The 24435-nt window shown below is 46.9% G+C and carries 23 protein-coding genes and 1 pseudogene; 18 read left to right on the top strand and 6 right to left on the bottom strand.

The window, feature by feature from the left end; genetic code table 11:
• The first annotated feature begins 92 nt into the window (after positions 1-92).
• Positions 93-641: a lipoyl(octanoyl) transferase LipB gene (gene lipB / locus DFR28_RS07555; RefSeq protein ID WP_342773294.1), complete on the top strand. Its 549-nt coding sequence runs from the start codon at positions 93-95 to the stop codon at positions 639-641.
• Here lipB and murU read toward each other — a convergent pair.
• Positions 612-1319 carry an N-acetylmuramate alpha-1-phosphate uridylyltransferase MurU gene (gene murU / locus DFR28_RS07550; RefSeq protein ID WP_113953726.1) on the bottom strand — a complete coding sequence of 236 codons (708 nt, stop codon included), beginning with the start codon at positions 1317-1319 and terminating at the stop codon, positions 612-614. The two genes, lipB and murU, sit on opposite strands and share 30 nt — an antisense overlap.
• Complete coding sequence (locus tag DFR28_RS07545; protein ID WP_211316922.1) at positions 1316-2305, bottom strand: aminoglycoside phosphotransferase family protein; 990 nt, start codon at positions 2303-2305, stop codon at positions 1316-1318. Before DFR28_RS07545 ends, murU begins: the two co-directional genes overlap by 4 nt.
• Positions 2306-2738: 433 nt before the next feature.
• Here DFR28_RS07545 and DFR28_RS07540 point away from each other — a divergent pair, with 433 nt between their 5' ends.
• Together DFR28_RS07540 and DFR28_RS07535 are read left to right on the top strand one after the other, a co-directional pair.
• Positions 2739-5018: an LPS-assembly protein LptD gene (locus tag DFR28_RS07540; RefSeq protein WP_113953724.1), complete on the top strand. Its 2280-nt coding sequence runs from the start codon at positions 2739-2741 to the stop codon at positions 5016-5018.
• Positions 5019-5055: 37 nt separating this feature from the next.
• Positions 5056-6327, top strand: a complete 1272-nt coding sequence (locus tag DFR28_RS07535) for a peptidylprolyl isomerase (RefSeq protein ID WP_483959584.1) — start codon at positions 5056-5058, stop codon at positions 6325-6327.
• A gap of 153 nt (positions 6328-6480) precedes the next feature.
• On the opposite strand, the gene dksA is transcribed toward DFR28_RS07535, so the two are convergent.
• Positions 6481-6933: an RNA polymerase-binding protein DksA gene (gene dksA, locus DFR28_RS07530; protein WP_245941743.1), complete on the bottom strand. Its 453-nt coding sequence runs from the start codon at positions 6931-6933 to the stop codon at positions 6481-6483.
• A 445-nt stretch (positions 6934-7378) separates the two neighbouring features.
• Between dksA and DFR28_RS07525 the strand changes: the two genes are divergently transcribed.
• From DFR28_RS07525 to DFR28_RS07485, 9 genes and pseudogenes are all read left to right on the top strand, one after another.
• Positions 7379-7822 carry a hypothetical protein gene (locus DFR28_RS07525; protein WP_113953722.1) on the top strand — a complete coding sequence of 148 codons (444 nt, stop codon included), beginning with the start codon at positions 7379-7381 and terminating at the stop codon, positions 7820-7822.
• A gap of 164 nt (positions 7823-7986) precedes the next feature.
• Positions 7987-8301, top strand: a complete 315-nt coding sequence (locus DFR28_RS07520) for a DUF2288 domain-containing protein (protein WP_113953721.1) — start codon at positions 7987-7989, stop codon at positions 8299-8301.
• 4 nt (positions 8302-8305) lie between these two features.
• Positions 8306-9052, top strand: coding sequence for an oxygen-insensitive NADPH nitroreductase (gene nfsA / locus DFR28_RS07515; RefSeq protein ID WP_113953720.1), 747 nt, complete (start codon positions 8306-8308; stop codon positions 9050-9052).
• Between the two features lie 109 nt (positions 9053-9161).
• On the top strand, positions 9162-10292 hold the full coding sequence (locus DFR28_RS07510; protein ID WP_113953719.1) for a substrate-binding domain-containing protein: 1131 nt from the start codon (positions 9162-9164) through the stop codon (positions 10290-10292).
• A 258-nt stretch (positions 10293-10550) separates the two neighbouring features.
• Positions 10551-11978 carry a phosphate ABC transporter permease subunit PstC gene (pstC, locus tag DFR28_RS07505; protein WP_113953718.1) on the top strand — a complete coding sequence of 476 codons (1428 nt, stop codon included), beginning with the start codon at positions 10551-10553 and terminating at the stop codon, positions 11976-11978.
• Positions 11971-13290 carry a phosphate ABC transporter permease PstA gene (gene pstA / locus DFR28_RS07500; RefSeq protein ID WP_113953717.1) on the top strand — a complete coding sequence of 440 codons (1320 nt, stop codon included), beginning with the start codon at positions 11971-11973 and terminating at the stop codon, positions 13288-13290. Before pstC ends, pstA begins: the two co-directional genes overlap by 8 nt.
• A gap of 82 nt (positions 13291-13372) precedes the next feature.
• Positions 13373-14155, top strand: a pseudogene (pstB, locus tag DFR28_RS07495) (phosphate ABC transporter ATP-binding protein PstB); the annotation flags it as partial.
• Positions 14156-14207: 52 nt separating this feature from the next.
• Positions 14208-14921, top strand: coding sequence for a phosphate signaling complex protein PhoU (gene phoU / locus DFR28_RS07490; protein ID WP_113953715.1), 714 nt, complete (start codon positions 14208-14210; stop codon positions 14919-14921).
• 98 nt (positions 14922-15019) lie between these two features.
• Complete coding sequence (locus tag DFR28_RS07485; RefSeq protein WP_113953714.1) at positions 15020-16696, top strand: endonuclease/exonuclease/phosphatase family protein; 1677 nt, start codon at positions 15020-15022, stop codon at positions 16694-16696.
• A 35-nt stretch (positions 16697-16731) separates the two neighbouring features.
• Here the strand turns inward: DFR28_RS07485 and phoR are convergent, their stop codons facing one another.
• Positions 16732-18063 (bottom strand): phosphate regulon sensor histidine kinase PhoR, encoded by a 1332-nt coding sequence (gene phoR / locus DFR28_RS07480; RefSeq protein ID WP_113953713.1) that lies wholly within the window; start codon positions 18061-18063, stop codon positions 16732-16734.
• A 21-nt stretch (positions 18064-18084) separates the two neighbouring features.
• Positions 18085-18777, bottom strand: a complete 693-nt coding sequence (gene phoB / locus DFR28_RS07475; protein ID WP_113953712.1) for a phosphate regulon transcriptional regulator PhoB — start codon at positions 18775-18777, stop codon at positions 18085-18087.
• A 192-nt stretch (positions 18778-18969) separates the two neighbouring features.
• Between phoB and ttcA the strand changes: the two genes are divergently transcribed.
• Both ttcA and DFR28_RS07465 read left to right on the top strand, forming a co-directional pair.
• On the top strand, positions 18970-19848 hold the full coding sequence (gene ttcA, locus DFR28_RS07470) for a tRNA 2-thiocytidine(32) synthetase TtcA (protein WP_113953711.1): 879 nt from the start codon (positions 18970-18972) through the stop codon (positions 19846-19848).
• Entirely contained in the window at positions 19835-20185 is a 351-nt protein-coding gene (locus tag DFR28_RS07465; protein ID WP_113953710.1) for a TraR/DksA family transcriptional regulator, read from the top strand. Before ttcA ends, DFR28_RS07465 begins: the two co-directional genes overlap by 14 nt.
• 42 nt (positions 20186-20227) lie before the next feature.
• On the opposite strand, the gene msrA (DFR28_RS07460) is transcribed toward DFR28_RS07465, so the two are convergent.
• Positions 20228-20869: a peptide-methionine (S)-S-oxide reductase MsrA gene (gene msrA / locus DFR28_RS07460; protein WP_113953709.1), complete on the bottom strand. Its 642-nt coding sequence runs from the start codon at positions 20867-20869 to the stop codon at positions 20228-20230.
• A gap of 129 nt (positions 20870-20998) precedes the next feature.
• Between msrA (DFR28_RS07460) and msrA (DFR28_RS07455) the strand changes: the two genes are divergently transcribed.
• The 4 genes from msrA (DFR28_RS07455) (at position 20999) to DFR28_RS07440 (ending at position 24417) form a co-directional block, all read left to right on the top strand.
• A complete protein-coding gene (gene msrA / locus DFR28_RS07455) occupies positions 20999-21637 on the top strand; it encodes a peptide-methionine (S)-S-oxide reductase MsrA (RefSeq protein ID WP_113953708.1) in 639 nt (212 codons plus the stop codon).
• 15 nt (positions 21638-21652) lie between these two features.
• Complete coding sequence (locus tag DFR28_RS07450; protein WP_113953707.1) at positions 21653-22024, top strand: DUF423 domain-containing protein; 372 nt, start codon at positions 21653-21655, stop codon at positions 22022-22024.
• A gap of 109 nt (positions 22025-22133) precedes the next feature.
• Positions 22134-23582: a sensor histidine kinase gene (locus DFR28_RS07445; RefSeq protein WP_113953706.1), complete on the top strand. Its 1449-nt coding sequence runs from the start codon at positions 22134-22136 to the stop codon at positions 23580-23582.
• Between the two features lie 184 nt (positions 23583-23766).
• On the top strand, positions 23767-24417 hold the full coding sequence (locus DFR28_RS07440) for a response regulator (protein WP_113954535.1): 651 nt from the start codon (positions 23767-23769) through the stop codon (positions 24415-24417).
• Positions 24418-24435: the final 18 nt, after the last annotated feature.

Raw genomic sequence — 24435 nt, 5'->3', positions numbered from 1 at the left:
TACGTTCGTCGCGCTTGCTTGAAACTGGTTCAGGGCGAAGTATTGAAGTTTGCGAGTTCGCACAGTCTGCTTATTCGGATGCACATTCAGCGATGCTTGAACATGTTTCTAAGTCGGTAGACGATGATATCAATAACGACCAAATATGGTTGTTAGAACATGAGCGAGTATATACTCAAGGAACAGCATGCCAATTGCAGACCTTGTTGCCGAGCGATATTCCGACTATAAAAACGGATCGTGGCGGACAAATTACTTACCATGGCCCAGGGCAATTAATTTTATATCCATTGCTGCATTTAAAGCCGTTAGGTCTCGGGGTAAAAACGCTGGTCGCTAGCTTGGAGCAAGCAGTGATTGATACTTTGGCGTCGTTGTCGGTGCTTGCTGAGCGACGTCAGGATGCGCCTGGTGTGTATGTAGATGGAGCCAAAATAGCGGCGTTAGGCTTGCGTATTCGACGCGGTAGGAGTTACCACGGTTTGAGTCTAAATATTGATTTGGATTTAAGTCCATTTACTAATATTGACCCCTGTGGCTATCAGGGTTTGCGAGTGACGCAACTTAGCGATTTAGTTCCACAGTTCGATGCGGCTAAGGTTCGCGCTGATCTAGTAGCGAATTTTGTAAGTTTGATTTAGTTGTTCGAGTCTTTCAGGCGTGCCAACGTCGACCCACTTTCCAGTATGTTGAATGCCTTCTAGTTGTTGCGTTTTCATACAGTTTCTTAGAAGCGGAGCGAGGGCTTGTTTGCCGTGAGGTAATGGCGCAAACATCGCTTTGTGGTAGAGCGCGATGCCGCTAAAGGTGAGGCCTGTGGTAGTGTGCTCAGGCATCACATCTAAATAGCCGTCCTGCTTTAATACAAAGTCGCCGCGTTGATTGTGTGCCGGATTGTTAACCATCACCAGCCGCCCCAGCACACCTAGCGGGCGTAGTAACACGGTGAAGTCGAAGTCGGTCCAGATGTCGCTGTTAATTACCAAGAATGGATCGCTGTGAATTAACGGCACTGCATGCTGAAGTCCTCCCGCGGTTTCTAAGGCGCCAAATTGCGACTCGTCCGAGTATTGTATTGATAGTCCGTATTGCGCGCCGTCGCCCAATTTTGCTGGAAACTGTTCCGCTAAATGCGCGGTATTAATTACCACATTTTTAAAGCCTAAGGACGCGAGTTTAGATAAATGGTGTTCGATTAAAGTACGCGGGCCGACAGTGAGTAGCGGTTTTGGTGTGGTATCGGTCAGAGGTCGCATGCGCGCGCCGCGGCCGGCGGCTAGCAAAACCACGGTGGTGGCCTTAGCAAGATAGTCACTCATGCGGTAGCGCTCTCGATCATTGGTCGAAAGTGAAGACCAAATTCTTGCAGTTCGGGGTAGAGATCAATTACTTCAATTACATAATTGGCAACCATTGGTAAGTCATTAAGATAATTGGGTTTGTTGTCGCGATAGTTCAATCGGCAGAAGATGCCCAAAACTTTTAGGTGTCGTTGTAGGCCGGTTAGGTCATACCATCTCACTAATTCATCGAAGCTGAATTGCGGTAGGTCGAGCATATCGTTGGCAAGTTGTTGATACTCCCTGAGCCACGTTAGCTGGCGACTGCGAGGCCAAGCAATGTAGCAATCCTTGAAGATCGAGGCGAGATCATACGCCAATGGCCCAACGACTAAGTCTTGAAAATCAATTACGCCCGGCGAGTTGCGATCTGTGATCATCAAGTTTCTCGAATGAAAATCTCGATGAACCCATACTTGTGGCTGGGTTAAGCAAGTGTCGATGAGATAGCGTTGAATACGGCCGAGTGTGGCAACTTGCGCCGGCTGTAAGTTTAAGCCTAAGTGACGTTTGATGAACCAGTCTTCAAATAAGTCCATTTCACTTTGTAAGCGATTTTTATCATATGTCTCGATAGTGTTGTTGGTGGAGTTAATTTCCCCATGTTGAAGTTTCACTAGCGCGGCGAGAGCATCAGAATAGAGCTTATTTGGTTCGTCCTTCAGTTCGTCAAGGTACGTTCGGTCGCCTAGATCTTCCAGTAGTAGAAAGCCTAGTTCAAGGTCGGCCGCGTAAATGGTTGGCGCGTGAACGTCGAGTCGGCTAAGCGCTTGGGCGATTGTGACAAATAACGAGGAGTTCTCTTTGTCGGGCGGCGCATCCATTAAGATGTAGCTTTGCTGGGCTGTGTGTACACGAAAATAACGCCGGAAGCTGGCGTCAGCCGAGGCAACCGATAGGCGCGCGTCAGGCATTGATTGCTGGGTCTGTAGCCAGATTAGTGCTTGCTGGTATCGTTTATCCAAAATACGTAACGGTTAGTTGATAGCTAATGTGAATTGCGGAAGGTTAGAGCGCTTTAACGTGAAAAGGCAAGGGCTAAAATTTTTAATTCGGTTTTTAATTAAAAGGTCTTAATCGTAGCTTAGCAGTGCGGCTCGTATTGCTCTATAATATGTTCCAGCAAGTATACAGAATTGGTGATGTTTGATCAGTTCGAGCTGCGGATTGATTGTGTTGTTCGCGGCTAGTGACTATGGATCTACTTCGTTGAGTGAAGTAGTTCACAGTTTGCCATGACTGCATGTATTAGGTTTCGGTGTAACGAGTAAAAGTCGAGTTAGCATGTCGATTAGACTTTTTGCCAAGATCTATACTGCCAAGATCTATAGCTCCGACGTTCTGCGTTTAAATTACAACTAATAAAAAGGTGTGCGAGTGAATCGAATATCACTTCAAATGAAACACGGATTGGCGCTTGCGAGTATTGCGGCGTCACTACTGATGGCAAATACTGCTCAGGCCGCATGCAAAGGGAGTAACTGTATTTGCAAACCGTCAGAACTGAAATTTGAAACTCCGCAATTAGCCAAAAATGCTGATGGCAAGTTTCCGATTTCATTGGAGGCGGATTCGGTTGAAGCTCAAGGTCAGGACTTAGTGTTGCTCGAGGGCGATGCGGAGGTTCAACAAGGGCGCCAAACCATTGTTGCTGATAAGCTGCGTTATTATCGCGAAAGTGAGCGTGTCGTCGCTGATGGAAACGTTGAAATGATCTCCGAAAATGGTGATTATTTAGCGAGTGACTCCATTGATGTGCATGTGCCCACACAGATTGGTTCCATGACCAATGCGCAATTTAAATTATCTAAAGGGCTCACGTCAAAAGATGGGGTCGATACGGCTCAGATCGAATCTCGTGGCACCGCTGATCTGGTTAATCTAGAAGGTGAGGGCGTAGTACGTTTAGAGAATGCTAAATACACCACCTGTGCGGAAGGCGATGACAGCGTAGTGATCGGTGCCCGTGATTTAGAGTTAGATCGCGTTGCTGGTGTTGGTAAAGCGCGTGGCGCAACGGTGCGATTTCAAGGCATCCCGATATTCTATACCCCTTATATATCGTTTCCACTCAATGACGAGCGTAAAACTGGTCTATTGACGCCTGGCTTTGGTTCCGATGCAGACTCCGGTAACATATTCGAGTTACCTTGGTATTGGAACATAGCAAAAAACCAAGATGCCACTATTACGCCTCGCTATTATAGCGATCGTGGTGTTCAGGTCGGCTTAGAGTATCGCCTGCAGACTCAACGTTCATCGACTTATATATACGGTGAAAATATGTCTGGTGACGAATTCTATCGAAGCGAAGTCGAAGCAAGAAACATCTTGGCTGGGACTCCCGATGCTGAAATAGATGATGATCGTAGTCTTTTGACGATCCAGCACTCTCAACAGTTCACCGATAGCTTATCTGGCCAGATTAATTACAATGACGTTTCTGATATCGATTATTTTGATGATCTTAGAAATGATATCCGCTACTTTTCGGCGACGTATGTTCCGCGTGACGTGCAACTTAACTATTCTGGAAAGTATGTCCGTATTGGCGCGCGCGCCAGCGAGTATCAAATCATTGACGATCGAATCTCGGAGCAGTTTAAGCCGTATGAGCGGCTACCTTCGATCGGAATGCGCACAAACCTACCTGAAGGTCCTATGGGGATGCGTTATGGACTTGACGCAAGCTATACTAATTTCAGTTCAGATTCGCGCATAGAAGGTACTCGAACTTCGCTAAATCCCTATGTGGAGTTACCGCTAGATAATATCTGGGGTTACGTTAAACCGCGTGTTTCTCTGTATTCGCGTTCCTATCAGTTGGACAATGTTGACGCTGGCGTTGAAGACAACCCATCATTTGCGGTACCAATCTTTAGTATAGACTCTGGTGTGGTTTTTGAACGTAACACTAGCTGGTTTGGTGATGCGGCTTTGCAAACGTTGGAACCTCGCTTGTACTACGTGTACGCGCCGGAAGAGGATCAAAGTGACATTCCGCTGTTCGACACCAGTCAAGTTTCGTTGAATAATTTTAGCAATATATTTCGCGAAAACCGCTTCTATGGTGATGACCGCGTTGGTGATACCAATCAGGTTACTGTTGGCGTGACCACTCGTATGCTTGACAATGAGTCTGGTGATCAACGGTTGACAGCGAGTGTCGGTCAGCTGGTGATATTAGATGACTTGGAGCAAGGCTTGTCGAGCACATCGGCAACGATCGAAAGTGGTCTTGGAGATCTGCTTGCTGAGGTGAGGACGGAATCAGCCGGTGCGTGGTCTACTTACACTTTTCTTCAGTATGATCATGACGAGAGTGAGTTAAGAACCGCTCGCTTTGCGGTGTCGTACCAACCCGACGATGATGATCGAAAGAACGTAAGTGTTGGGTATTATCGCTCTGACTTCGGCACTCAAGTTGTTGACCAAGTGACTGTGTCGGCTAATTGGCCGATTTCTGATCGCTGGCAGTTTTTTGGTGAAGAACGCTACTCGGTTGAAGATGAAGAGAGTCTAGCGACCACCGTTGGGCTTGAGTACAACGCTTGCTGCTGGAAACTACGCTTCATCGGAACTGATCGAATACATAACCGGGACATTGAAGACAAACGCACCTCTGTGTTTGTTGAACTAGAGCTGACCTCATTAGGTCGCGTTAGAACCGGGCTATAGATGCCGCTAAATTGGCCATCTCATTAGGAATAAACCATTGAATATTATGAAATTATCACTGGCGTCTGCAATCGCCTTCATTGCTTTAATAACAAGCTTAACGGCCCATTCATACGCGGATCGCGTATTGGTAATTGTTAATGAGGATGTGATTACGCAGTCCGAGTTCGATTATCGTATGGTGACGGTTTTGGATGAGCTTAAAGCTGCTGGGCAAACACCGCCTCCAGGGCTTAGCCAGCAATTGCTCGAGACCATGGTTAGCGATCGCTTGCAAGTTCAGGAAGCGCAGCGTCGCGGAATTGAGGTGAGTGATGCTGAGGTGCAGGCCACAATGGAGCGTTTTGCTGCACAGCAAAACGCCACGGTAGCCGAATTAAAGGCACAAATTTCCGCGGCAGGACAACCTTTTGGAATGTTCCAAGAATCGGTTCGTGACTCGATGGTTATTTCAAGATTCACCGATTACTATGCGCGTTCGCGCGTAATCGTACCGGATTACGAAATAGAGACGTTTATAGCCGCGAATGATCTTGATGCTGATACGTCGGAATATCAGATTGCTCGCATATTGATTAAGAACGGCGATAACGCTGCAGAGCTTGCGCGCCAAGTGCGAGATGAAATCGATACCGGACTAAGCTTTCAGCAAGCGGTTCTCACTTATTCTGAGGCGACTGATGCGCAAGAAGGTGGTGTGATTGGATGGCGCTCAACTGGGCAGTTACCTGAAATCTACGTTAGCGCGCTCAAAGATGTTCAGGTCGGAGAGGTGTCTCAGGTTCTCGAAACCGCGAATGGTTACCATATTCTCAAATTGCTCGATATGAAGGGCGACAGAACTGAGATTATTCAAACTAAAGTTCGCCACATTCTTATCTCGTCTGATTCTAAGGTAGCGAAATCGCAAGCCGCTAAGAAGCTGTTTGATCTACGTCAACGAATTAATAATGGAGAAGACTTTTCTGCTCTAGCACGCATTTATTCAGACGATTCGGTATCCGCTGCAAATGGAGGAAGTTTGGGTTGGGTTTCACCTGGTGAGATGGTGCCAGCGTTTGAGGAAACATTTCAAAAGCTCCCTTTAGGTGAAGTCAGTCAGCCGATCGAGACTCAGTTTGGCATGCATATCCTAATAGCCGATGATCGTCGTAAAAAGAACATCACTGAGCAGATGGTTCGCGGCCGAGCTGAGCAAATTCTCCGTCGACAACGAGCTGACCGTGAATATAAGCAGTGGATAAGGGAGCTAGAGGAGGGCGCGTACGTGGAGTATGTGGCGACCCCAGATTCGCTGGTTAAATCATAGCTGCACTGTTAATCCTGCTTGAAACGTGTGGTACTAGCTGTATGACAAGCAGGCTAGATTGATCATTAAAAAAGCCCGCAGATATTTAGCGGGCTTTTTATATTGTGAACTCAACCTGGTGAGCGCTTTCTTGCTTCGTGAATGCGCCGATGACTAAATCATCTGCCTTTCTTTAATTTCATTGAGTGTCTTGCAGTCAACGCATAGCTCAGCAGTTGGTCGTGCTTCTAGGCGACGAATGCCAATTTCAATGCCACATCGATCACACCAACCGTAGTCATCGTTATCGACGCGCGTGATGGTTTGATCAATCTTCTTTAGTAGTTTACGTTCACGGTCGCGGTTACGTAACTCAAGCGACATGTCTGTTTCCTGACTTGCTCGATCGTTAGGGTCAGGATGATTGATGTTTTCATCTTGCATTAAATGAATCGTTCTAGACACTTCATCGAGCAAGTTTCGTTTCCACGACAGTAATATATTCCGAAAGTGTTCAACTTGTTCCGGGTTCATATACTCTTCGTTCGCTTTCTCTTGGTAAGGAGCGACGCCATGAATCAAATTTTCTGCCTGGTCTGCGGCAGTAGACGCTTTTTTATTAGTCACTTTCTTGCTACTGGTTAGTTTGCGTTGAGTTAAGAGTTGCTCGGCGTGGGCATGCCGAATTCTGCACTTTTAGGTTTACTCTATGTTTGCAATCTCTAAAAGCCACATCTGGTCATTGAACCGACCATTAGTAACCCAAATAGAATTGTGCTCGATAAAGCGAATTAATCAAAGTGGCAACTCGTCGCCTGAAAAATTAGCAGGCATTTTTACTACAAAGCTACGACTTTATCAATCAAAGTTGGACGGTTAATGTCGAAATAATGCGTCTCTTGTTCGCTGTGCCATGCAAGAAAGTTTCATTTTGCTGAATTTACATGGTAGGAACAGCTTAGTTGAGTATAATGATTGGTGTCCGGACTGTGTTGTCTAACGAACATTACAATTCAGTTTGGCGTACACCACACAACAATTATAAGACCAATCCCTCGATTGGGAGGCTATTATGAAACTTATTTCCAAAACGGCTTTAACCGCAATGCTGATGTTGATTCTAGCGGCATGTGGCAATCAAAGCGAAGATAGCGCGATTAGTAATGCAATAGATGCGACTAAAGAAGCCGCTTCAGACGCAGTTGATGCGACTGCTGACGCGGTAGATTCAGCGGCAGAAATGGCAGACGATGCTGGCGATGCAGTAGCTGACGCGGCAAGCGATGCAGTTGAAGGTGCTAGCGATATGGCCGAAGATGCGATGGACGGTGCTAGTGATATGGCCAAAGACGCAATGGACGGTGCTGAAGACATGGTCGACGGTGCTGCCGACGCAATTGATGGCGCAATGTCTGACAGTGCTGATATGGCTGACGACGCAATGGATTCCGCTGAAGAAGCTGCTGAAGCGACTAAAGAAGCAGTGAGTGAAGAAGCAGAAAAGCTTGATGATTAATCATTAGCTGCACATGAATCACGCAAAGGGCCTCACTGAGTAGTGGGGCTTTTTTGCTTTTTGCAGCCAGAGTATTGGCGCTGGCGGTTGTATAGCGTTCCGAAGTGTAGTGAATACGCTGCGCTTACTTGGTAATAATCGATAAACGGGTTTGTAAAATAAACATGAATATTAACGAGGCGCAATCTAACCTTGTGGCAAAACTTCATTCTGAAACCGCTCACTGCGCATGGCGTGAGCTGCAACGTTTTTTCGCTCAAGGCAAAGTATTGGTTGTCGATCCGAGTCTTGATCTCGTCAGCATCGGTGTGAGCATTGCCGAGGATGATGCTGCTACATTGAAGCCGTTGATTGACGCCGCTAAAATTTCCGCGCCATCGAGTGATTTAGCGCGTAAATGGTATCAAGACGACGCTGAGCTTTGGACTCTGGTCGTAGCGCCTTATGTTCTGGTTCAAGACGCATCACGGGAGGCCTAAGGCTATGAATGACACAATTGCAACCATACTTAAGCATCGATCTATTCGTCGCTTTAGTGATCAACCGCTGGCTGACTCACAACTTAAAGAATACATCCGTGCTGGTCAAATGGCTTCGAGCTCATCGTTTATCCAAGCGGTGTCCGTTATTCGAGTGTCAGACTCTGCCAATAGAGCGAAATTTGCCAAGTTAGCCGGTGGTCAGCCTTATGTGGAGTCGGCGCCGGAGTTTTTGGTGTTTTGTGCTGATTTAAGTCGAAATCGTGATCGCATTCGCCGCGACGTTGCTGCCGAGGAACCCGATTTTTCCTGGACTGAACAATTTATTGCGGCTACCGTTGATGTCGCTCTGTTTGCGCAAAACGTGGTGGTGGCTGCAGAGAGTGACGGGCTTGGTTGCTGCTATATCGGCGGAATTCGCAACGATCCAGAGCAGGTGACAGAATTGCTTGCGCTACCGGATTTGGTTTACCCAGTATTTGGTTTGTGCCTAGGCTACCCGGATCAAGACCCAGCTGCAAAACCGAGGTTGCCTATCGAAGCGGTGTTTCATCAAAACGCTTATCCTGAACGTGGCGAGACGGATGTGGTCTTAGATGAGTACGATGCCGAAGTCGCCGATTATTACCAGCGCCGTACCAACGGCAAATTAAATGTGACATTTACCCAGCAAATGGCGAAGCAATCGGCCTCGCAAACTCGTAAATTCATGGGGGAATACATTAAAAAACAAGGGTTTAACCAGCATTGAAGCGCGTATAGCAGCTTATTTTAGCTGTCATAATCTTGTCACACAGGCCGATTAGGATAGCCACAGTTTCAGATAACCCCCAGATACCTTAATAGTAAGGAGAAAAACTGTGAATAAGTTAGTCCTAGGCCTAGTAGCTACTACCGCCGCCTTCAATATTTCTACAGCCGCAGCGCGCGATTCAATTAGCATTGTTGGCTCATCTACCGTTTATCCGTTTGCCACCGTTGTGGCTGAGCGGTTTGGTAAATCATCGGACTTCAAGGCGCCAAAAGTCGAATCGACTGGTTCTGGCGGCGGTTTGAAGCTTTTTTGTAACGGCGTTGGTGTTGCTACTCCGGACGTCGCGAATGCGTCTCGTCGTATCAAGTCTAGCGAGTTCGAGCAATGCCAAGCCAACGGTGTTAAAGACATCGTTGAAGTGTTGATCGGATTCGACGGAATCGTATTGGCCAACGCAAAGGGTTCGACTGCATATAACCTGACTCGCAAAGACATATATCTTGCTCTTGCTAAAATGGTTCCTGGCCCAGATGGTAAATTGATCGAAAATCCAAATAAAACTTGGAAAGACGTTAATTCAGCATTGCCAGCGAGCAAAATTGAAGTGCTTGGCCCACCACCAACATCAGGTACCCGTGATGCGTTTGCAGAATTGGCGCTTGAAGGCGGTGCTCGCCAGATTGCTGATATCGAAACGCTACGCGGTTTAGGCGCAGATCAGAAAAGTGAAATTGAAGCGCTGGTTGCAAAACTCGGTATTCAAGATGCTTGGGCCTCAACTGTTAAGAAGAAAGGTGCGGCGGCAAAGGGGAAAGACATTGTCAAAGTAATCGGTCGAGCTGTACGCGAAGACGGTGCTTATATCGAAGCTGGTGAGAACGATAATCTTATCGTTAACAAGTTGGTTGCGAACCCTAACGCACTCGGAATCTTCGGTTTTAGTTTTCTAGATCAAAATTCTGACATGGTCCAAGGTTCGGTAATTGATGGCATGGCGCCAACTTTTGATGCGATTGCTGCTGGTGACTATAAAGTGAGTCGTCCGCTGTATTTCTATGTTAAGAAAGCGCACATCGGTACGGTTCCTGGCATTGAAGAGTTTTTGAATGCATTTATCTCTGAAGACGCAATCGGTGAAGATGGATATTTGGTCGACAAAGGCTTGATTCCATTGGATGCTGACAAGTATAAAGAGATGGCTGTTGGTGCCAAAGCGTTAACAAATCTAGCGCTTTAAATCTGCTTTTCGCTGAGATGAGTCGTGCCGCCTATAAGACTCGGTGGTCTCATCTTGCGAGAGACTAACCTTCGGGTTGCGATGATGAATGGGTAGTACACTCATTCATCATTTTTTTCACGTGTAAATACAGTACTATTCAAACCCTACTTATTGCCGCTTTCATGATTCTGTAAGACTCATAATTTATGATAGGCTTGCTGGCTTAATTTAGGGTCTCTACGACCCATTGCACTCGACGGAAAACGACTTCGTACGATGACTTTATCCTCTTTACTCATTATTATTTTTGCGGCGTCAGCGGTGGCCTATTTCCTGGGGCATACGCGCTCTCAGCAAATTGCTAAGCCAGCTGGCGGCATTCGCAGCTTGGCAGCACTGCCAAGCTATTACGCGACAATGGTTGGCTTGTGGGCCTTGATTCCGTCCTTACTGCTGGTGTTTCTTTGGTTGGCCTTGGACGGATCAATTATTGCCTCACTGGTGAAAAGTTCCTTGCCTGCTGAAGCCAAACAGTTGAGTCCCGAAAGTCTTGGCTTGGTTCTTAGTCAGGTTGAGAATGTGGCTTCTGGTATTGGCTCAGTCGAATCGATTGGCATTGAGTACCGGCCTGCGATCGAACGTTTGCAAAACCTGAATGCCATTAGCGCGAAAGCCATGCCGATTCTGTCATTGTGCGCGCTTGCGGTTGGCTTGTTACTAGGTTTGCGTGCCGTTAGGGCCGACAATAATGCGCGCTATTCGGTTGAAAAGGTATTTAATGCCACGCTGTTTATCTGTTCAAGCATCGCGATCTTTACTACCTTTGGAATCGTGTTTTCAGTATTGTTTGAGTCAATCGCATTTTTTCAGAAAGTGCCGATTACTGAATTCTTATTTGGTACCCATTGGAGTCCGCAAATTGCGATTCGAGCTGATCAAGCGGGGGCCTCAGGTTCGTTTGGCGTGATCCCGTTAATCGTCGGGACTTTGCTGATCTCATTTATCGCGTTACTCATAGCGGTTCCCATTGGGTTAATGTCGGCTATTTACTTGTCTGAATACGCGAGCCGTCGGGTACGCGGCTTTGTTAAGCCTACATTAGAAATTTTGGCTGGGGTACCGACCGTAGTCTACGGCTTTTTCGCGGCACTTACCGTAGCTCCAGCGATTCGTCAATATGGCGATGCTGCACGAGATTGGGGCGCAGAAAATGGTATTGATTGGTTGGCCAATTTGGCGGTCTCATCCGAGAGTGCGTTGGCCGCTGGTATCGTCATGGGCGTGATGATTATTCCGTTTGTGTCGTCACTTTCTGACGATGTGATTAATGCTGTGCCGCAGAGCCTGCGCGATGGTTCGTTTGGCTTGGGCGCGACTCAATCGGAAACCATAAAGCGAGTAATTTTTCCAGCCGCATTGCCGGGCATTGTTGGTGGTGTGCTGTTAGCCGCATCGCGTGCAATTGGCGAAACTATGATTGTGGTAATGGCTGCCGGGTTGGCGGCTAACCTAACGGTGAACCCGCTCGAAGCGGTTACCACTGTGACCGTACAGATAGTAACTCTATTAGTAGGCGACCAAGAATTCGACAGCGCAAAAACACTTGCGGCGTTTGCGTTGGGGCTTTTCTTGTTCCTTATTACCTTATTCTTAAACGTGATTGCATTGCGTGTAGTGAAGAAATACCGAGAACAGTATGACTGATCAATTACCAGAAACCGAACAGGATCCACGCGCTGTAGCGGCTGAACGACGCGCGGCTAAATTAAAACAACGACATGCAGCTGAACGTCGATTCCGTTGGTTCGGTAGGCTTTCGATAGCATTTGGCTTAGCGGCGGTGGTTTTTCTATTTACCGATATTATTGGCAAGGGAGTTGGTGCATTTACCCAAACCTATGTGGATGTGCCAATTACATTTGATGCGGAAGCCTTAGGACTGACCCCAGACAGCACCGAGAAAGAAATAAAGGCGGCTAGTTTTGAGTCTTTCTTTAAGAAATCATTACGCGAGATGTTTCCTGAGGTAACCGATCGCAAGGCAAAACGTGGCCTGTATGCGATTTTCACCAGTGACATGCCGTTAATATTGCGCAATATGGTGGTTGATGACCCCACGTTGATCGGCACGACCCAGACCATTAGCATGATCGCTGATGACGATTTTGATATGTATTTTAAGCACAGCTATGGGCGTGACATTGACGCGGCTGATCAAATTAATCGTTTGAGTGATTCACAGCTTGAAATCGTGGATAAGCTGGTGAAATCCGGCGCAGTGTATACCAAGTTAAATACCATATTGTTTACAAACTCGGACTCACGTGAACCCGAGTTGGCCGGCATTAAGGGCGCAATTATGGGTTCAATTCTGACTCTCATGGTCACACTGTTGCTGTCGTTTCCAATAGCTGTTTCCACGGCTATTTATCTTGAAGAGTTTGCTCCGCAAAACAAGATTACTGACTTTATTGAAGTGAATATCAATAACCTCGCGGCGGTGCCATCTGTGATCTTTGGTTTGTTGGGCTTGGCTGTTTTTATTAATTTCTTTGGTCTACCGCGCTCGGTACCCTTAATTGGCGGCTTTGTGCTAACACTGATGACCTTGCCGACGATTATTATTTCTAGTCGTGCTGCAATTAAGGCGGTGCCGCCTTCAATTCGCGATGCGGCAATGGGCATGGGAGCATCGAAGATGCAAACCGTGATTCATCATGTGCTGCCGTTAGCCATGCCCGGCATGTTAACCGGAACTATTATTGGCATGGCGCAAGCGCTTGGTGAAACAGCTCCGCTATTAATGATCGGGATGGTGGCATTCATTGTCGATGTGCCTGGCAGTGTCACGGATTCTGCGACGGTGTTACCAGTGCAGATCTTTCTATGGTCAGATAGCCCTGAACGTGCATTTGTCGAAAAAACATCTGCCGCGATTATGGTGCTATTAAGCTTCTTGATTTGTATGAATAGCTTGGCGGTTTGGTTGCGTAGACGCCTAGAACGACGTTGGTAAACCTGAGTACTCTAAATTGAATAAGGCAGTTACAATGAATAATGCACAACACACTAAGGCTGAAATTGTGAGCGAAACATACCAGACAACAGGGCTTCCTTTATTGGATGACCCGAAAATGCGAGTACGCAACGTCGACGTTTTTTATGGTGAGAAGCAAGCCATTTTTGACGTCAACCTAGATATTGGTCGGAACCAAGTAGTGTCGATGATTGGTCCTTCCGGTTGTGGTAAATCGACCTTTCTGAGATGTTTAAATCGAATGAATGACACCATCGATATCTGTCGTGTTTCTGGTGAGTTGATGTTGGAATCTCAGAATATCTATGACAAGAAAATCGATGTTGTTGAACTCCGCGCGCGTGTGGGCATGGTGTTCCAAAAGCCCAATCCATTCCCTAAGTCGATCTATGAAAATGTTGCGTATGGTGCACGCATACATGGCTTGACCGATAATAAGGTGGAACTTGATGAATTGGTTGAACAAAGCCTAATTCGATGTGGGTTATGGAAAGAAGTGAAGGAGCGACTTGATGAGCCAGCGACTGGCTTATCGGGCGGTCAACAACAGCGCCTTTGTATTGCGCGCGCCATTGCAGTGAATCCAGAAGTAATCTTGATGGATGAACCTTGTTCTGCGCTTGACCCAATTGCTACGGCTACGGTTGAAGAGCTGATTCGTGAGTTAAGCGAGAACTTTACTATCTGTATCGTCACGCACTCGATGCAACAAGCCGCGCGAGTATCACAGCGCACCGCATACTTCCATTTGGGGAAACTGATTGAGGTGAATGACACATCAACGGTATTCACTAATCCTCAGCATCAATTGACCGAAGAATATATTACTGGCCGAATAGGGTAATCCTAATATCGCTAACCTTAACTAGGCGATTACGCCAAACTCAAGAAGACTTATGAACGAAGAAATTAAAATTGGTGGACATATTTCTCGTCAATTTGACGATGAACTAGACGAAATACGCACACGTGTGCTCAAGATGGGCGGCTTAGTGGAATCGCAGCTAGATAAAGCTCTTGAAGCATTGCGGCTGGATTCGGCGGAGAATATCGTTGATGTCGAAAAGCTTGATCGAAAGATCAATAAGCTTGAGATGGTTATCGACGAAGAGTGCACACAAATATTAGCTAAACGTCAGCCTGCTGCTGGCGATCTAAGGCTTATTATCGCAACATCAAAATCGGTTCGCGATTTAGAGCGTATTGGCGATGAAGCGGAGCGAGTTGCCAATATGGTTCGACATGCCATCGACAATGATGCCTCTAACAAATCGTTTAAGGGGTTGTTGTCCTTGGGCGAGCATGTGAAAGAGTTATTGCACGCAACCTTGAATACCTATGCGCGTATGGATTCACGCTCGGCTGTGACTAACATGCGTATGGACAATGCAATCGATGAAGAGTATGCGCGAGTTATTGTCCGCTTAGTTGGGCTGATGAAGAAAAACTCAGACAACATATCCGACGCATTAGACGTAATGTGGGCCGCCAGATCGCTGGAGAGGATTGGCGATCACTGCATCAATATCTGTGAAAACGTGATTTACCTAGTTGAAGGGCAAGACGTACGCCACACAACATTGGATCGGATTACCGAGAAATTAGCGTAATCAGTAAGCTCCTGTTTACAAAAGAGCCGGCTAACCAGGGTTAGTCGGCTCTTTTTGTTTATACTGCAGTTAATACTGGCTTAATACAGAAACTATTTGTGACTAAGGTAACTATCAGGGATATTCAGGGCGACTCACTTTATTCTCCGTTCAGCGGTGAAACCGTAACGGTAGCTGGTGTTGTCACCGGCGTGCTCAGGCGCGGTTTTTATATTCAAACTCCCAACAAAGAGTGGGATCGACTAGGCTCGGACGCGGTATTTGTTTATAGCCCCGGTTGGCGACCAGAGGTTGGTGTGATGGTGGAAGCCGAAGGCGAATGCTTGAATTACATAAAGCATGAAACGGCCAAGCCAGTTACGCAATTACGGCTTATCGAGGCAGATGTCGTTCGAGTTAATCCGGCTGATTATCAAGTTGATCCGATAGAAATTACCGCGCAATTGATCCCGAATGATAATGCGCGCCTTGCTCGATTATTGAATGCATTGGAGGGCATGCTTGTGACTATCGCGTCTGGGCAGACCTTTATCGCACCAAGCAATGCGCACGGCGATTATGTACTAGCCCTAGATAGCTCTGGCGTGGATCGCAGTGCAGTTCGCACTGAAGACGGTGGTGTTATCGTCGAAAACAGCAATCCACTAAGATGGTTTCCCGGATTTAGAGTAAGTAATTATAATCATGCGCAACGGCTTAACTTGGGCGCCAAGTTGCGCAGTCGAATCACCGGCCCTCTGCATTTTCGAGCGGACGCGTATCAGATGTCGGTTGATCAACCGTTCACTATTGACCCGTATTTTGTTGAGCTTTCTAAAACGGCATTGTTTAGCGATGATGCTTCGGTCACCATAATGACCTTGAATTGTTTCAATCTTGACCCGCACGTTGAGTCGGAGCACCGTGTGTCTAACCCTCGGCAGGATATTGACGATGATTGGGGGGAAGGGCGCTTTCATACCTTGGCGCAAGCGGTAGGGCTACAAGCCTTGTGTCCGGACATAATTGCATTACAAGAAATTCAAGACAGCGATGGCGCTGAGCTAACCACAGTGGTGGATGCAACGGTAACTTACCAGAAGCTGATTGAGGCGATTGAGACCCTCACTGAAGTGCGCTACGCATGGTTAGATATACCACCAGAAAGTGGCGCTGATGGCGGTCAGCCTGGCGGTAATATTCGTAATGCATTTTTGTATCGCGCTGACCGTGTTACGCCGGATCTCGGGTCATTGCGGCTGCTCGGTACTAACGATCCGTGTTATACCGATTCACGCAAACCTTTAGTGGTTTGCTTTACGCATACCGCTTCGTCCCAAAAGTTGGAGGTAATCAATGTGCATTTTGCATCTAAGCGCCACCAATCGAGTATTTTTGCGCCAGAGAACCCAGGTGTCGATGCCAAATCTGAAATTCGGATTGCGCAAGCTATGGTAGTAGCGAATGAGCTTGAGAAAATTCGCTTAAGCAATGTTGAATATTATGTGACAGGCGATTTCAATGATACTCAGCAAAGCGACACACTCGCGACCTTAACCGATTCAGGTTCGGTAAATTTGGTGATGTCGTTGCCTGAAAATCAACGTTATGATTATAACCATCGTGGCAAGTTACAGGTGCTGATGCATGGGTTGGTAAGCCATAGATTGGCTGAGCAAGATCGCGCTCAGTATGAAATTTTACACGGTAATGAGCTGATCGGAATTAATCCGGGAGAAGAAACCGATAAGCCGAGCGATCATGCTTACGTTATAGCGAAATTAACGCTTGCTTAAGCGTGCTAAGCTGCCCAATCGGCTAATGCTTGAGGTTAGCCGACTGACTGCGGAGTAGGTGCTTTTGACGGCTTACCCTCGGCATTGAAGCCGACGGCTTGATAGATTGGAAAGACGCAGCGAAACTCACTGCCGTTATCTTCATTGCTGTCGATCTCAAGTTGGCCATTGTGCCGTTGCATAACATGTTTGACGATTGCCAGGCCTAGACCGGTGCCGCCGCTATCTCGTGCACGATCGTTGTCGACCCGATAAAAGCGTTGCGTTAAACGGTCGAGATGTTGTGGTGCTATACCGATACCATTGTCTTTTACCGAGAACACCGCGTGTGAAGCGGTGGCTTGCCATTGGATTTGAATTATGCCGCCGCTCGGAGTGTAGTGAATGGCGTTGGTGATCAGGTTTGTAAACGCACTATGCAGCTCTGTTTGGACTCCTCGCATTTTGAGCGAATGGTCGATATCCAACTCCAGTTGATGGTGCTTGTCGGTGAGTAGTGGCTGTACGGCTTCGATTATCGTATTGATTAAATGCGTTATATCTAACGCTTGCATGGGTAGCTCTTCGGGATGATCTTCGAGTTTAGCAAGGTACAGCAAGTCGCTGACGATCGACTGCATTCTGGCGCCTTGAATGTTCATTTGAGCGATCGGCTTGTGAAATTTTTGCGGCAGTTCTTGGCTATTTTGCAGTATTTCTAAATAACCACGTAGCACTGTTAGCGGAGTCTTGAGCTCATGCGAAACATTGGCTACGAAATCGGTGTGTATCTTGTTGACCGTGATTAACCGACTTACGTCTCGCGCGATTATCATTCGTAGTTTATTGGTATAGCGCACACACTTTATATTGATGGTGATTTGGCGATCGGTGGATGCTGTTACTTCCACACCTACCGAGGGAGGGTTTTGCGCGAGTAACAGTTGATCAACTTCTGGGTAGCGAATTAGGTTCACAAATCGCACATTGGCGTCAGCCGGCCAGCGTATGCCTAAAATTCGGTCTGAATTAGTATTCGCCCATTCGATCTTGCCGTCGTTATCGACGAGGACTATGGCGTCGGGCAAGGCGCTGATGGCGCGTCTAAATTGGCTGACAAACTCATTGAGTCGTCGTTTACGTTTGGCGTTCTGGGTGTCTTTGCGGCTCAGCTGGCGGTGCAATTGATAGAATTGGCCGCTCATCTCAGGCATCGGGTTACCGCCGGGGTTTTCGACCCACTTCTGCAGCATATTTAGTCGCTGAATCTGCCAGCCAATAATGCCGATTGCGACGATCAGCATGCCTAAAATAGGAATATTTAGTGTCCAACCCACCAAGCCTGCGGTCGCCAATAAGCTGACGAATTTGATGATGTCTTGTTTCATTGAAGTGGGATGACCAATATCTTACAGTGCCGGTAGCGAGAATCGGTAGCCCACACCTCTGACGGTATTGATGTAGTCGTCGCAACCACAGGGTTCCAACACTTTACGCAGTCGACGGATGTGCACGTCAACTGTTCTGTCTTCGACATATACTTGATTGCCCCATACATTATCTAATAACTGGTCACGCGCAAATACGCGATCAGGATGGGTTAATAGGAAGTGTAAAAGGCGAAATTCGGTTGGGCTAAAGTCAACATTATTGCCGTCGATCAAAACTCGATGCTGCTCGGAGTCGATTGTGATCTTGCCGGCCGATACTACGTCGCCGGACACGTGGCCACTCGACAACCTTCGGAGCACAGCATTGATTCTAGACAGCAGTTCCTTAGTCGAGAAGGGTTTTTTTACGTAATCGTCAGCACCAACATCTAAGCCGCGAACCATGTCGGCTTCATCATCTTTGGCGGTTAACATGATAATGCCAACCTGATGGTTGCCTTCGCGTCTGATGCGTCCGGCAAAGTCTATTCCAGAAATGCCGGGCATCATCCAGTCTAATAGTAATAAGTCAATTTCCTCTTCTTCGAGTAATTTGGCAGCTTGGTGCGCATTACTGGCGTCGGATACGGTAAAGCCATCTATTTCTAGGGCCATCCGCACCATGTCACGGATAGCCGCTTCGTCATCAACTATCAAAATGTGGTGGGTCATGACGGTGTCACTCAATATGGTTTTTAATGTGCGTCATTAAATCGTCATCATATTACATGTATGTGACAGGCAACAACTTTACGTCGAATTAACGCTTGTGATGAGAGAAATGCATTGCTTGTGTGTATCGCGCTTACCTCTGCGCACTTGGTGGAGTAGAATACGCGCAAATATCATAGGCATTATAATACGATGAAAGACACTCGAAAGTTGGCATATAGTCAAAACAAGCTGGTGAAACGACTGCAGCGCCAAGTTGGTGAGGCGATCGTTGACTTCAACATGATCGAAGAGGGCGATCGCGTTATGGTCTGTTTGTCTGGTGGTAAGGACAGCTATGCAATGCTTGATATTTTGCAGGCCTTGCAGCGGCGTGCGCCAATAAATTTTGAGCTGTTTGCGGTGAACCTAGATCAGAAACAGCCGGGTTTTCCAGCCGAGATACTGCCTGCGTACTTAGATAAGCTCGCCATTCCGTACCAAATCGTTGAAGAAGATACCTACAGTATCGTTACCGATAAGATTCCAGCAGGTAAGACCACTTGTTCACTTTGTTCTCGTTTGCGGCGCGGTATTTTGTATCGCACTGCGAATGAGTTAGGCGCAACCAAAATAGCTTTGGGGCACCACTTGGACGATATGGTTGAAACACTATTTCTCAATATGTTTCATGGGGCTCGGCTGAAAAGTATGCCGCCTAAGTTAGTCAGTGATGACAAAAAGAATGTAGTGATTCGGCCGCTGGCGTATTGTCGAGAATCAGACCTTGAAGCGTTTTCAGTGTTGCGCGAGTTTCCAATTATCCCGTGCAATCTCTGTGGCTCGCAAGAGAATTTGCAACGTAAGAAAATTAAGCAAATGTTAGCTAATTGGGACCAAGAACAACCGGGCAGAGTGGTTAATGTGTTTAAGTCGATGTCGCGTGTGACTGGCTCGCATCTAATGGACCGCGACTTGTTCGATTTTGTTGGCTTGACGGCGGATAATGCGCAACATTTGACCGAGTTCGACACGGCTTTCGATGATTCTCCACTGGAGCTTATTTTGACGCGTTCAAATGCTGCTCAATAAGCAACAGCAGAAATTCTATAAAAACAAGCTAGAGTTACTGCGAGAGCAGGCTCAGCGCACCATCGACTCAGTTAATTTGAGTGCTAAGCCGGTGGTGCTGGATCAAAACAGTGTAGGGCGCTTGTCTCGGATGGATGCAATGCAAGGGCAGGCCATGGCGCAGGCTAGCGAGCGCCGTCAGATACAGTTAATCAAATGTATTGATCAGGCGCTTTTGCGACTCGTTAACGGCTCCTACGGGCTATGTTTTGAGTGTAGTGAGGCGATTCCGGCGGCACGCTTGGAGATAGATCTGACAGCTGAGTATTGCATAGGCTGCGCGGCGCTTCGCGAATAGCGCCGCTGGCAAATTGTGATTGTGTTGGGCTTTGTTCTGATGTTAGTCCTGTTTACCCCAAAGCTGCTCGATTCGTTGGTCTCGTCCGCATCGAGATCGGTATATGCGATACCTAATAGGGTTTTTCTTATAATAGTCTTGGTGGTACTCCTCGGCCAGGTAAAAAGGCTTCGCGGCTTCAATCGCGGTCACAATATTTGCGGTAAACGGTTTATTCGCGGATAACTGTTGCAGTGACTGTTCGACTACTAATTTTTGTGAGTCGTCGGCATAAAAAATAGCGGATTTATAAGAACTACCTTTGTCACAAAACTGACCATGGGGGTCGGTCGGGTCGATATGGCGCCAAAAAAACTCGACCAGTTCAGAGTAGCTGACTTGATTTGGGTCATAGCTGACTTGGACCGCCTCGTAATGACCGGTTTCGGTATAGCTTACGGTTTTATAATTAGCCGTTGCAGCGCTACCGCCGGTGTAGCCAGATACAGCGCTAAGCACACCGTTGAGCTTTTCAAAGTCAGACTCCACACACCAAAAGCAGCCTCCAGCGAACACCGCTGTTCTAACCGTTTTAGAAACATCTGATCGGGCATTTTCGGCGCTGTTAGTTTGACCGCTCTGCGCTGGAATTGAAGACAATGCAAAGACGGTTAGCGTAATGATAGTAAATAATTGTTTTTTCATAATGAAGTTAGGTCATAGCTGATTAGTTTGTTCGCTGGCGAGCGAAAGTAAATTTCATGTCGAGCCTTGATGTTTGTAACAATGGTACTATTTGAGCATTGAATAGATTACACCTTAGGTAGCAAGACCGTGTTTACAGATAAATTATCACTTCCATCTCGAGACAACGCGTTGCCTGGCCGCGACATCGCGCTGACGCTTGAAAATAAACATTTTGTAAATGGTCGGGCAATCATGCCGCCGTTTGATACCGATGCTGGCAATCTACAAACTGTTTATCTAGGCTTGGGTTGTTTTTGGGGCGCGGAACGAAAATTCTGGCAGATGCCTGGTGTCTACACAACAGCTGTTGGATACATGGCTGGGTTTACTCCTAACCCAACTTACGAGGAAGTTTGTAGTGGCCGAACGGGTCATACTGAAGTGGTGTTAGTCGTATTTGATCCCGCGATTGTTAGTCTGCCCCAATTACTTGCGGCATTTTTTGAATTGCATGACCCAACCCAAGGGATGCGGCAGGGTAATGATAAGGGCACTCAGTATCGATCCGGTATCTACTGCTCGAGTGCTGACCAGTTAACCGTTGCACGACAAATTGCGACTGATTATCAGTCGACTTTAGTTGAACAAGGCTACGGCCAGATCACCACCGAGATCGAGCTGGCACCGCCGTTTTACTATGCTGAACAGTATCATCAGCAATACTTGGCGAAAAACCCAAATGGCTACTGTGGAATCGGTGGAACCGGTGTCACATGCCCGATTTAGAACGCTAACATTGCTGTGAAACTAACTGTTTTTATTGGCGCACTGCTCTGCTTAACCGGCGTTGCGATTGGTGCGTTCGGCGCTCATGCGCTGGCCGATGTTTTGGCGTTGAATCAACGGCAAGCCACCTTCGAGTTAGCTAATCGCTATCAGTTTTATCATGGTTTAGCACTATTGATTATTGGCTTAAACCCCCAGCTTTGCTCACACAAACTGGTCTATTATACGACCCTATGCTTAGGTGTTGGTATTGTCATATTTAGCGCTTCATTGTACCTATTGGCGGTGACCAATATTCAGTGGCTAGGAGCCGTTACACCGGTTGGCGGGCTTAGCTTGCTGGCTGGTTGGACAGTCTATTTGGTTGGTGTTGCGCGTGATAAATAGACGTTAGTGCATTTATCGCTGAAGATGTCTTTATTCTTAGCTTAATACGGCTTAGAATTGCGCCAACGTAATCAGTTCTCGCGGCTGGTTGCAAGACTGCCCATTACCCATGAATGATCTAACCCTCATCAGCACGGCCGAGGCGAAAAAGCGCGGTTTAAATCGCCGTTTTGTTGCTGCTGGCCTGACAACTATTCTATTGATTGTCGCTGTGTTAACCGCAGGGGGGTACGCTCGCCTTCAGAAAAGTGCCACGACAGACATGGCGAATCGCGTTTCCAGTGAACTGCAGCGGATAGCACAAAGTAATGCCGTAACGGAGGTTATGAAAAATGCAGCGGTTACACCTAATGATACCAATATGGATTCGTCGAAGATCGATCCACTCGAATTAGAGAGGCACTTGGCTAGATTGATTGGTAATAAAGCTTTGAGTATTTCAGGCGTTGAATCAATTGCGCTGTTTGACATTAATGGTGGCAGTGTCTGGCGATCGCGCGCTGACCTCAGTATTGCGGATGAGCAACGTGTAGAATTTACCAAGTTGTTGCAGAGTCGAAGTGAGCCGTATAGAAAACTCAACCATAATTTGCTCGAGGCGAGCTCTTGGCTTGAGGCATTGAGCAATAATTATCCGATCAGTGAGCTATTGGTTTCGATAAGACTACCGAATAAGCGAGTTGAAGTAGCTAAACTCAATGTTGACTTTAGAGATGGGTTGTCCGCAGCGCGGCTTCTGGCTGGCCAACTTTTATTGGTATTGGTAATTAGTACGAGCCTATTATTTTTGTTACTGTTCTATACTTTTCGTCGTGGCATTCAGACCATAAACGAGCAAGAAGATAGGCTCAGCGAGCAGATAACTCGATTGTCTAAGTTGCTGACGTCTAATAAAGACATGCAGCGAAGTATGAAAACTGCGAGTGCTCGCGCGGTCGAGTTAAATGAACAGTTTTTGCGCAGAGTTGGTGCTGATTTGCACGATGGGCCAGCTCAAATGATCGGCTTCGCCGTAATGCGATTGGCTCAGGTGTCTAAGCAAGAAGCCGCGACACAGTTCGGGCATGAGTTTCATGCTGTGCGCCAAGCACTCGATGAGTCTCTTGAGGAAATTCGTGGTATCTCCTCGGGTCTGGTATTGCCTGAACTGGAAAAGATGAGTTTGGAAGAGTGTTTACGTAAGGTGGTGCTGCTGCATGGTACGAAATCTGATTCGGACATTGCTCAGTTTTACCAAGATTTGCCAGACGATATTCCGCTACCAATCAAAATAACTGCGTATCGGTTTACTCAAGAAGGGCTAAATAATTCACATCGACATGGTCAGGCCAAAAAATGTCGATTGAATGCTTTCGTCAAAGGCGATGTGCTACATTTATCGCTGAAAGATAATGGTGTTGGTTTTAGAAAATCAACACTTAGTCCTAGCGGAGGTCATCTAGGATTGATGGGGTTGAAGGACCGTATAGAGAGCTTAGGCGGGAAATTCAGCATTAACAGTGAACTGGGTGTGGGCACTGCGCTTAAATTGTCGATCAGTCTAAAGGACGACAATTAGAGCGGCAGCCGGAATATCGGCTAAGACTAGATAGGTATTTAGGTATTATCTAATATATGGGCGGGGTTTATGGTCTATTTAGATCATAAAAAACTAGTCGGCATCTTGTTGGATGTTAACCGGCATATTTATTGAGCGCGACGTGTTTTGCAGCAATTGCGTTTATCGGAGAAAAGCAAATAATATGGCTGAGAGAATCTCAATAGTTGTGGTCGACGACCACCCGTTGTTTCGCGAAGGAGTGGTAACAACATTGGTCGAGAGCGGCCTTTTCGACGTCGTTGCTCAGGCGGGTAGCAAGGAAGAGGCGATTATTCAGGCCGAAAAACATCTTCCCGACTTAATGTTATTGGATGTGAGTATGCCCGGTGGCGGAATCGAAACGGCTACCGAGATATCGTCGCGGGTCCCAGTTATTAAAATCATTATGCTAACCGTGTCAGAGCAAGAGCATGATGTTCAAGCCGCACTTAAGGCTCAGGCGCGAGGTTATATTCTTAAGGGCGTTGCGTCTGAAGACCTGATTTCAATATTGCAGGATATTCATAATGGTGACTCCTATATATCGCCGAACTTAGCTGTTAACTTGCTAATGCGAAGCTCGGAGAAGCCTAAGAGAGACTCGCCGGAAGACTTCGATTTAAACGATAGGGAACGCCAAATATTGGAGAAGTTGGCAATTGGGATGAGTAATAAGGAAATTGCCGATGATATTTACCTGAGTGAGAAGACGGTTAAGCATTATATGACTAACATTATGCACAAGCTTCATGTTAGCAATCGTGTGCAAGCCGCAATTAAAGCATATGAAATGAGTAAATATCCGAATCGATAGAACTAAGTAGATATGTCG

The sequence above is a fragment of the Arenicella xantha genome (assembly GCF_003315245.1).
In the GTDB taxonomy this organism is placed as follows: domain Bacteria; phylum Pseudomonadota; class Gammaproteobacteria; order Arenicellales; family Arenicellaceae; genus Arenicella; species Arenicella xantha.
The sequence above is the reverse complement of the archived record's forward strand: the minus strand, read 5'-3'. Positions and strand labels throughout refer to the sequence as shown.

Coding starts and splice junctions, on each gene's coding strand:
- phoU (WP_113953715.1), top strand. CDS start 14,208: ATGAACGAAGAAATTAAAATTGGTGGACATATTTCTCGTCAATTTGAC.
- pstC (WP_113953718.1), top strand. CDS start 10,551: ATGACTTTATCCTCTTTACTCATTATTATTTTTGCGGCGTCAGCGGTG.
- pstA (WP_113953717.1), top strand. CDS start 11,971: ATGACTGATCAATTACCAGAAACCGAACAGGATCCACGCGCTGTAGCG.
- DFR28_RS07540 (WP_113953724.1), top strand. CDS start 2,739: ATGAAACACGGATTGGCGCTTGCGAGTATTGCGGCGTCACTACTGATG.
- DFR28_RS07525 (WP_113953722.1), top strand. CDS start 7,379: ATGAAACTTATTTCCAAAACGGCTTTAACCGCAATGCTGATGTTGATT.
- DFR28_RS07465 (WP_113953710.1), top strand. CDS start 19,835: ATGCTGCTCAATAAGCAACAGCAGAAATTCTATAAAAACAAGCTAGAG.
- DFR28_RS07520 (WP_113953721.1), top strand. CDS start 7,987: ATGAATATTAACGAGGCGCAATCTAACCTTGTGGCAAAACTTCATTCT.
- murU (WP_113953726.1), bottom strand. CDS start 1,319: ATGAGTGACTATCTTGCTAAGGCCACCACCGTGGTTTTGCTAGCCGCC.
- DFR28_RS07445 (WP_113953706.1), top strand. CDS start 22,134: ATGAATGATCTAACCCTCATCAGCACGGCCGAGGCGAAAAAGCGCGGT.
- msrA (WP_113953709.1), bottom strand. CDS start 20,869: ATGAAAAAACAATTATTTACTATCATTACGCTAACCGTCTTTGCATTG.
- DFR28_RS07440 (WP_113954535.1), top strand. CDS start 23,767: ATGGCTGAGAGAATCTCAATAGTTGTGGTCGACGACCACCCGTTGTTT.
- lipB (WP_342773294.1), top strand. CDS start 93: ATGCTTGAACATGTTTCTAAGTCGGTAGACGATGATATCAATAACGAC.
- phoB (WP_113953712.1), bottom strand. CDS start 18,777: ATGACCCACCACATTTTGATAGTTGATGACGAAGCGGCTATCCGTGAC.
- nfsA (WP_113953720.1), top strand. CDS start 8,306: ATGAATGACACAATTGCAACCATACTTAAGCATCGATCTATTCGTCGC.
- ttcA (WP_113953711.1), top strand. CDS start 18,970: ATGAAAGACACTCGAAAGTTGGCATATAGTCAAAACAAGCTGGTGAAA.
- phoR (WP_113953713.1), bottom strand. CDS start 18,063: ATGAAACAAGACATCATCAAATTCGTCAGCTTATTGGCGACCGCAGGC.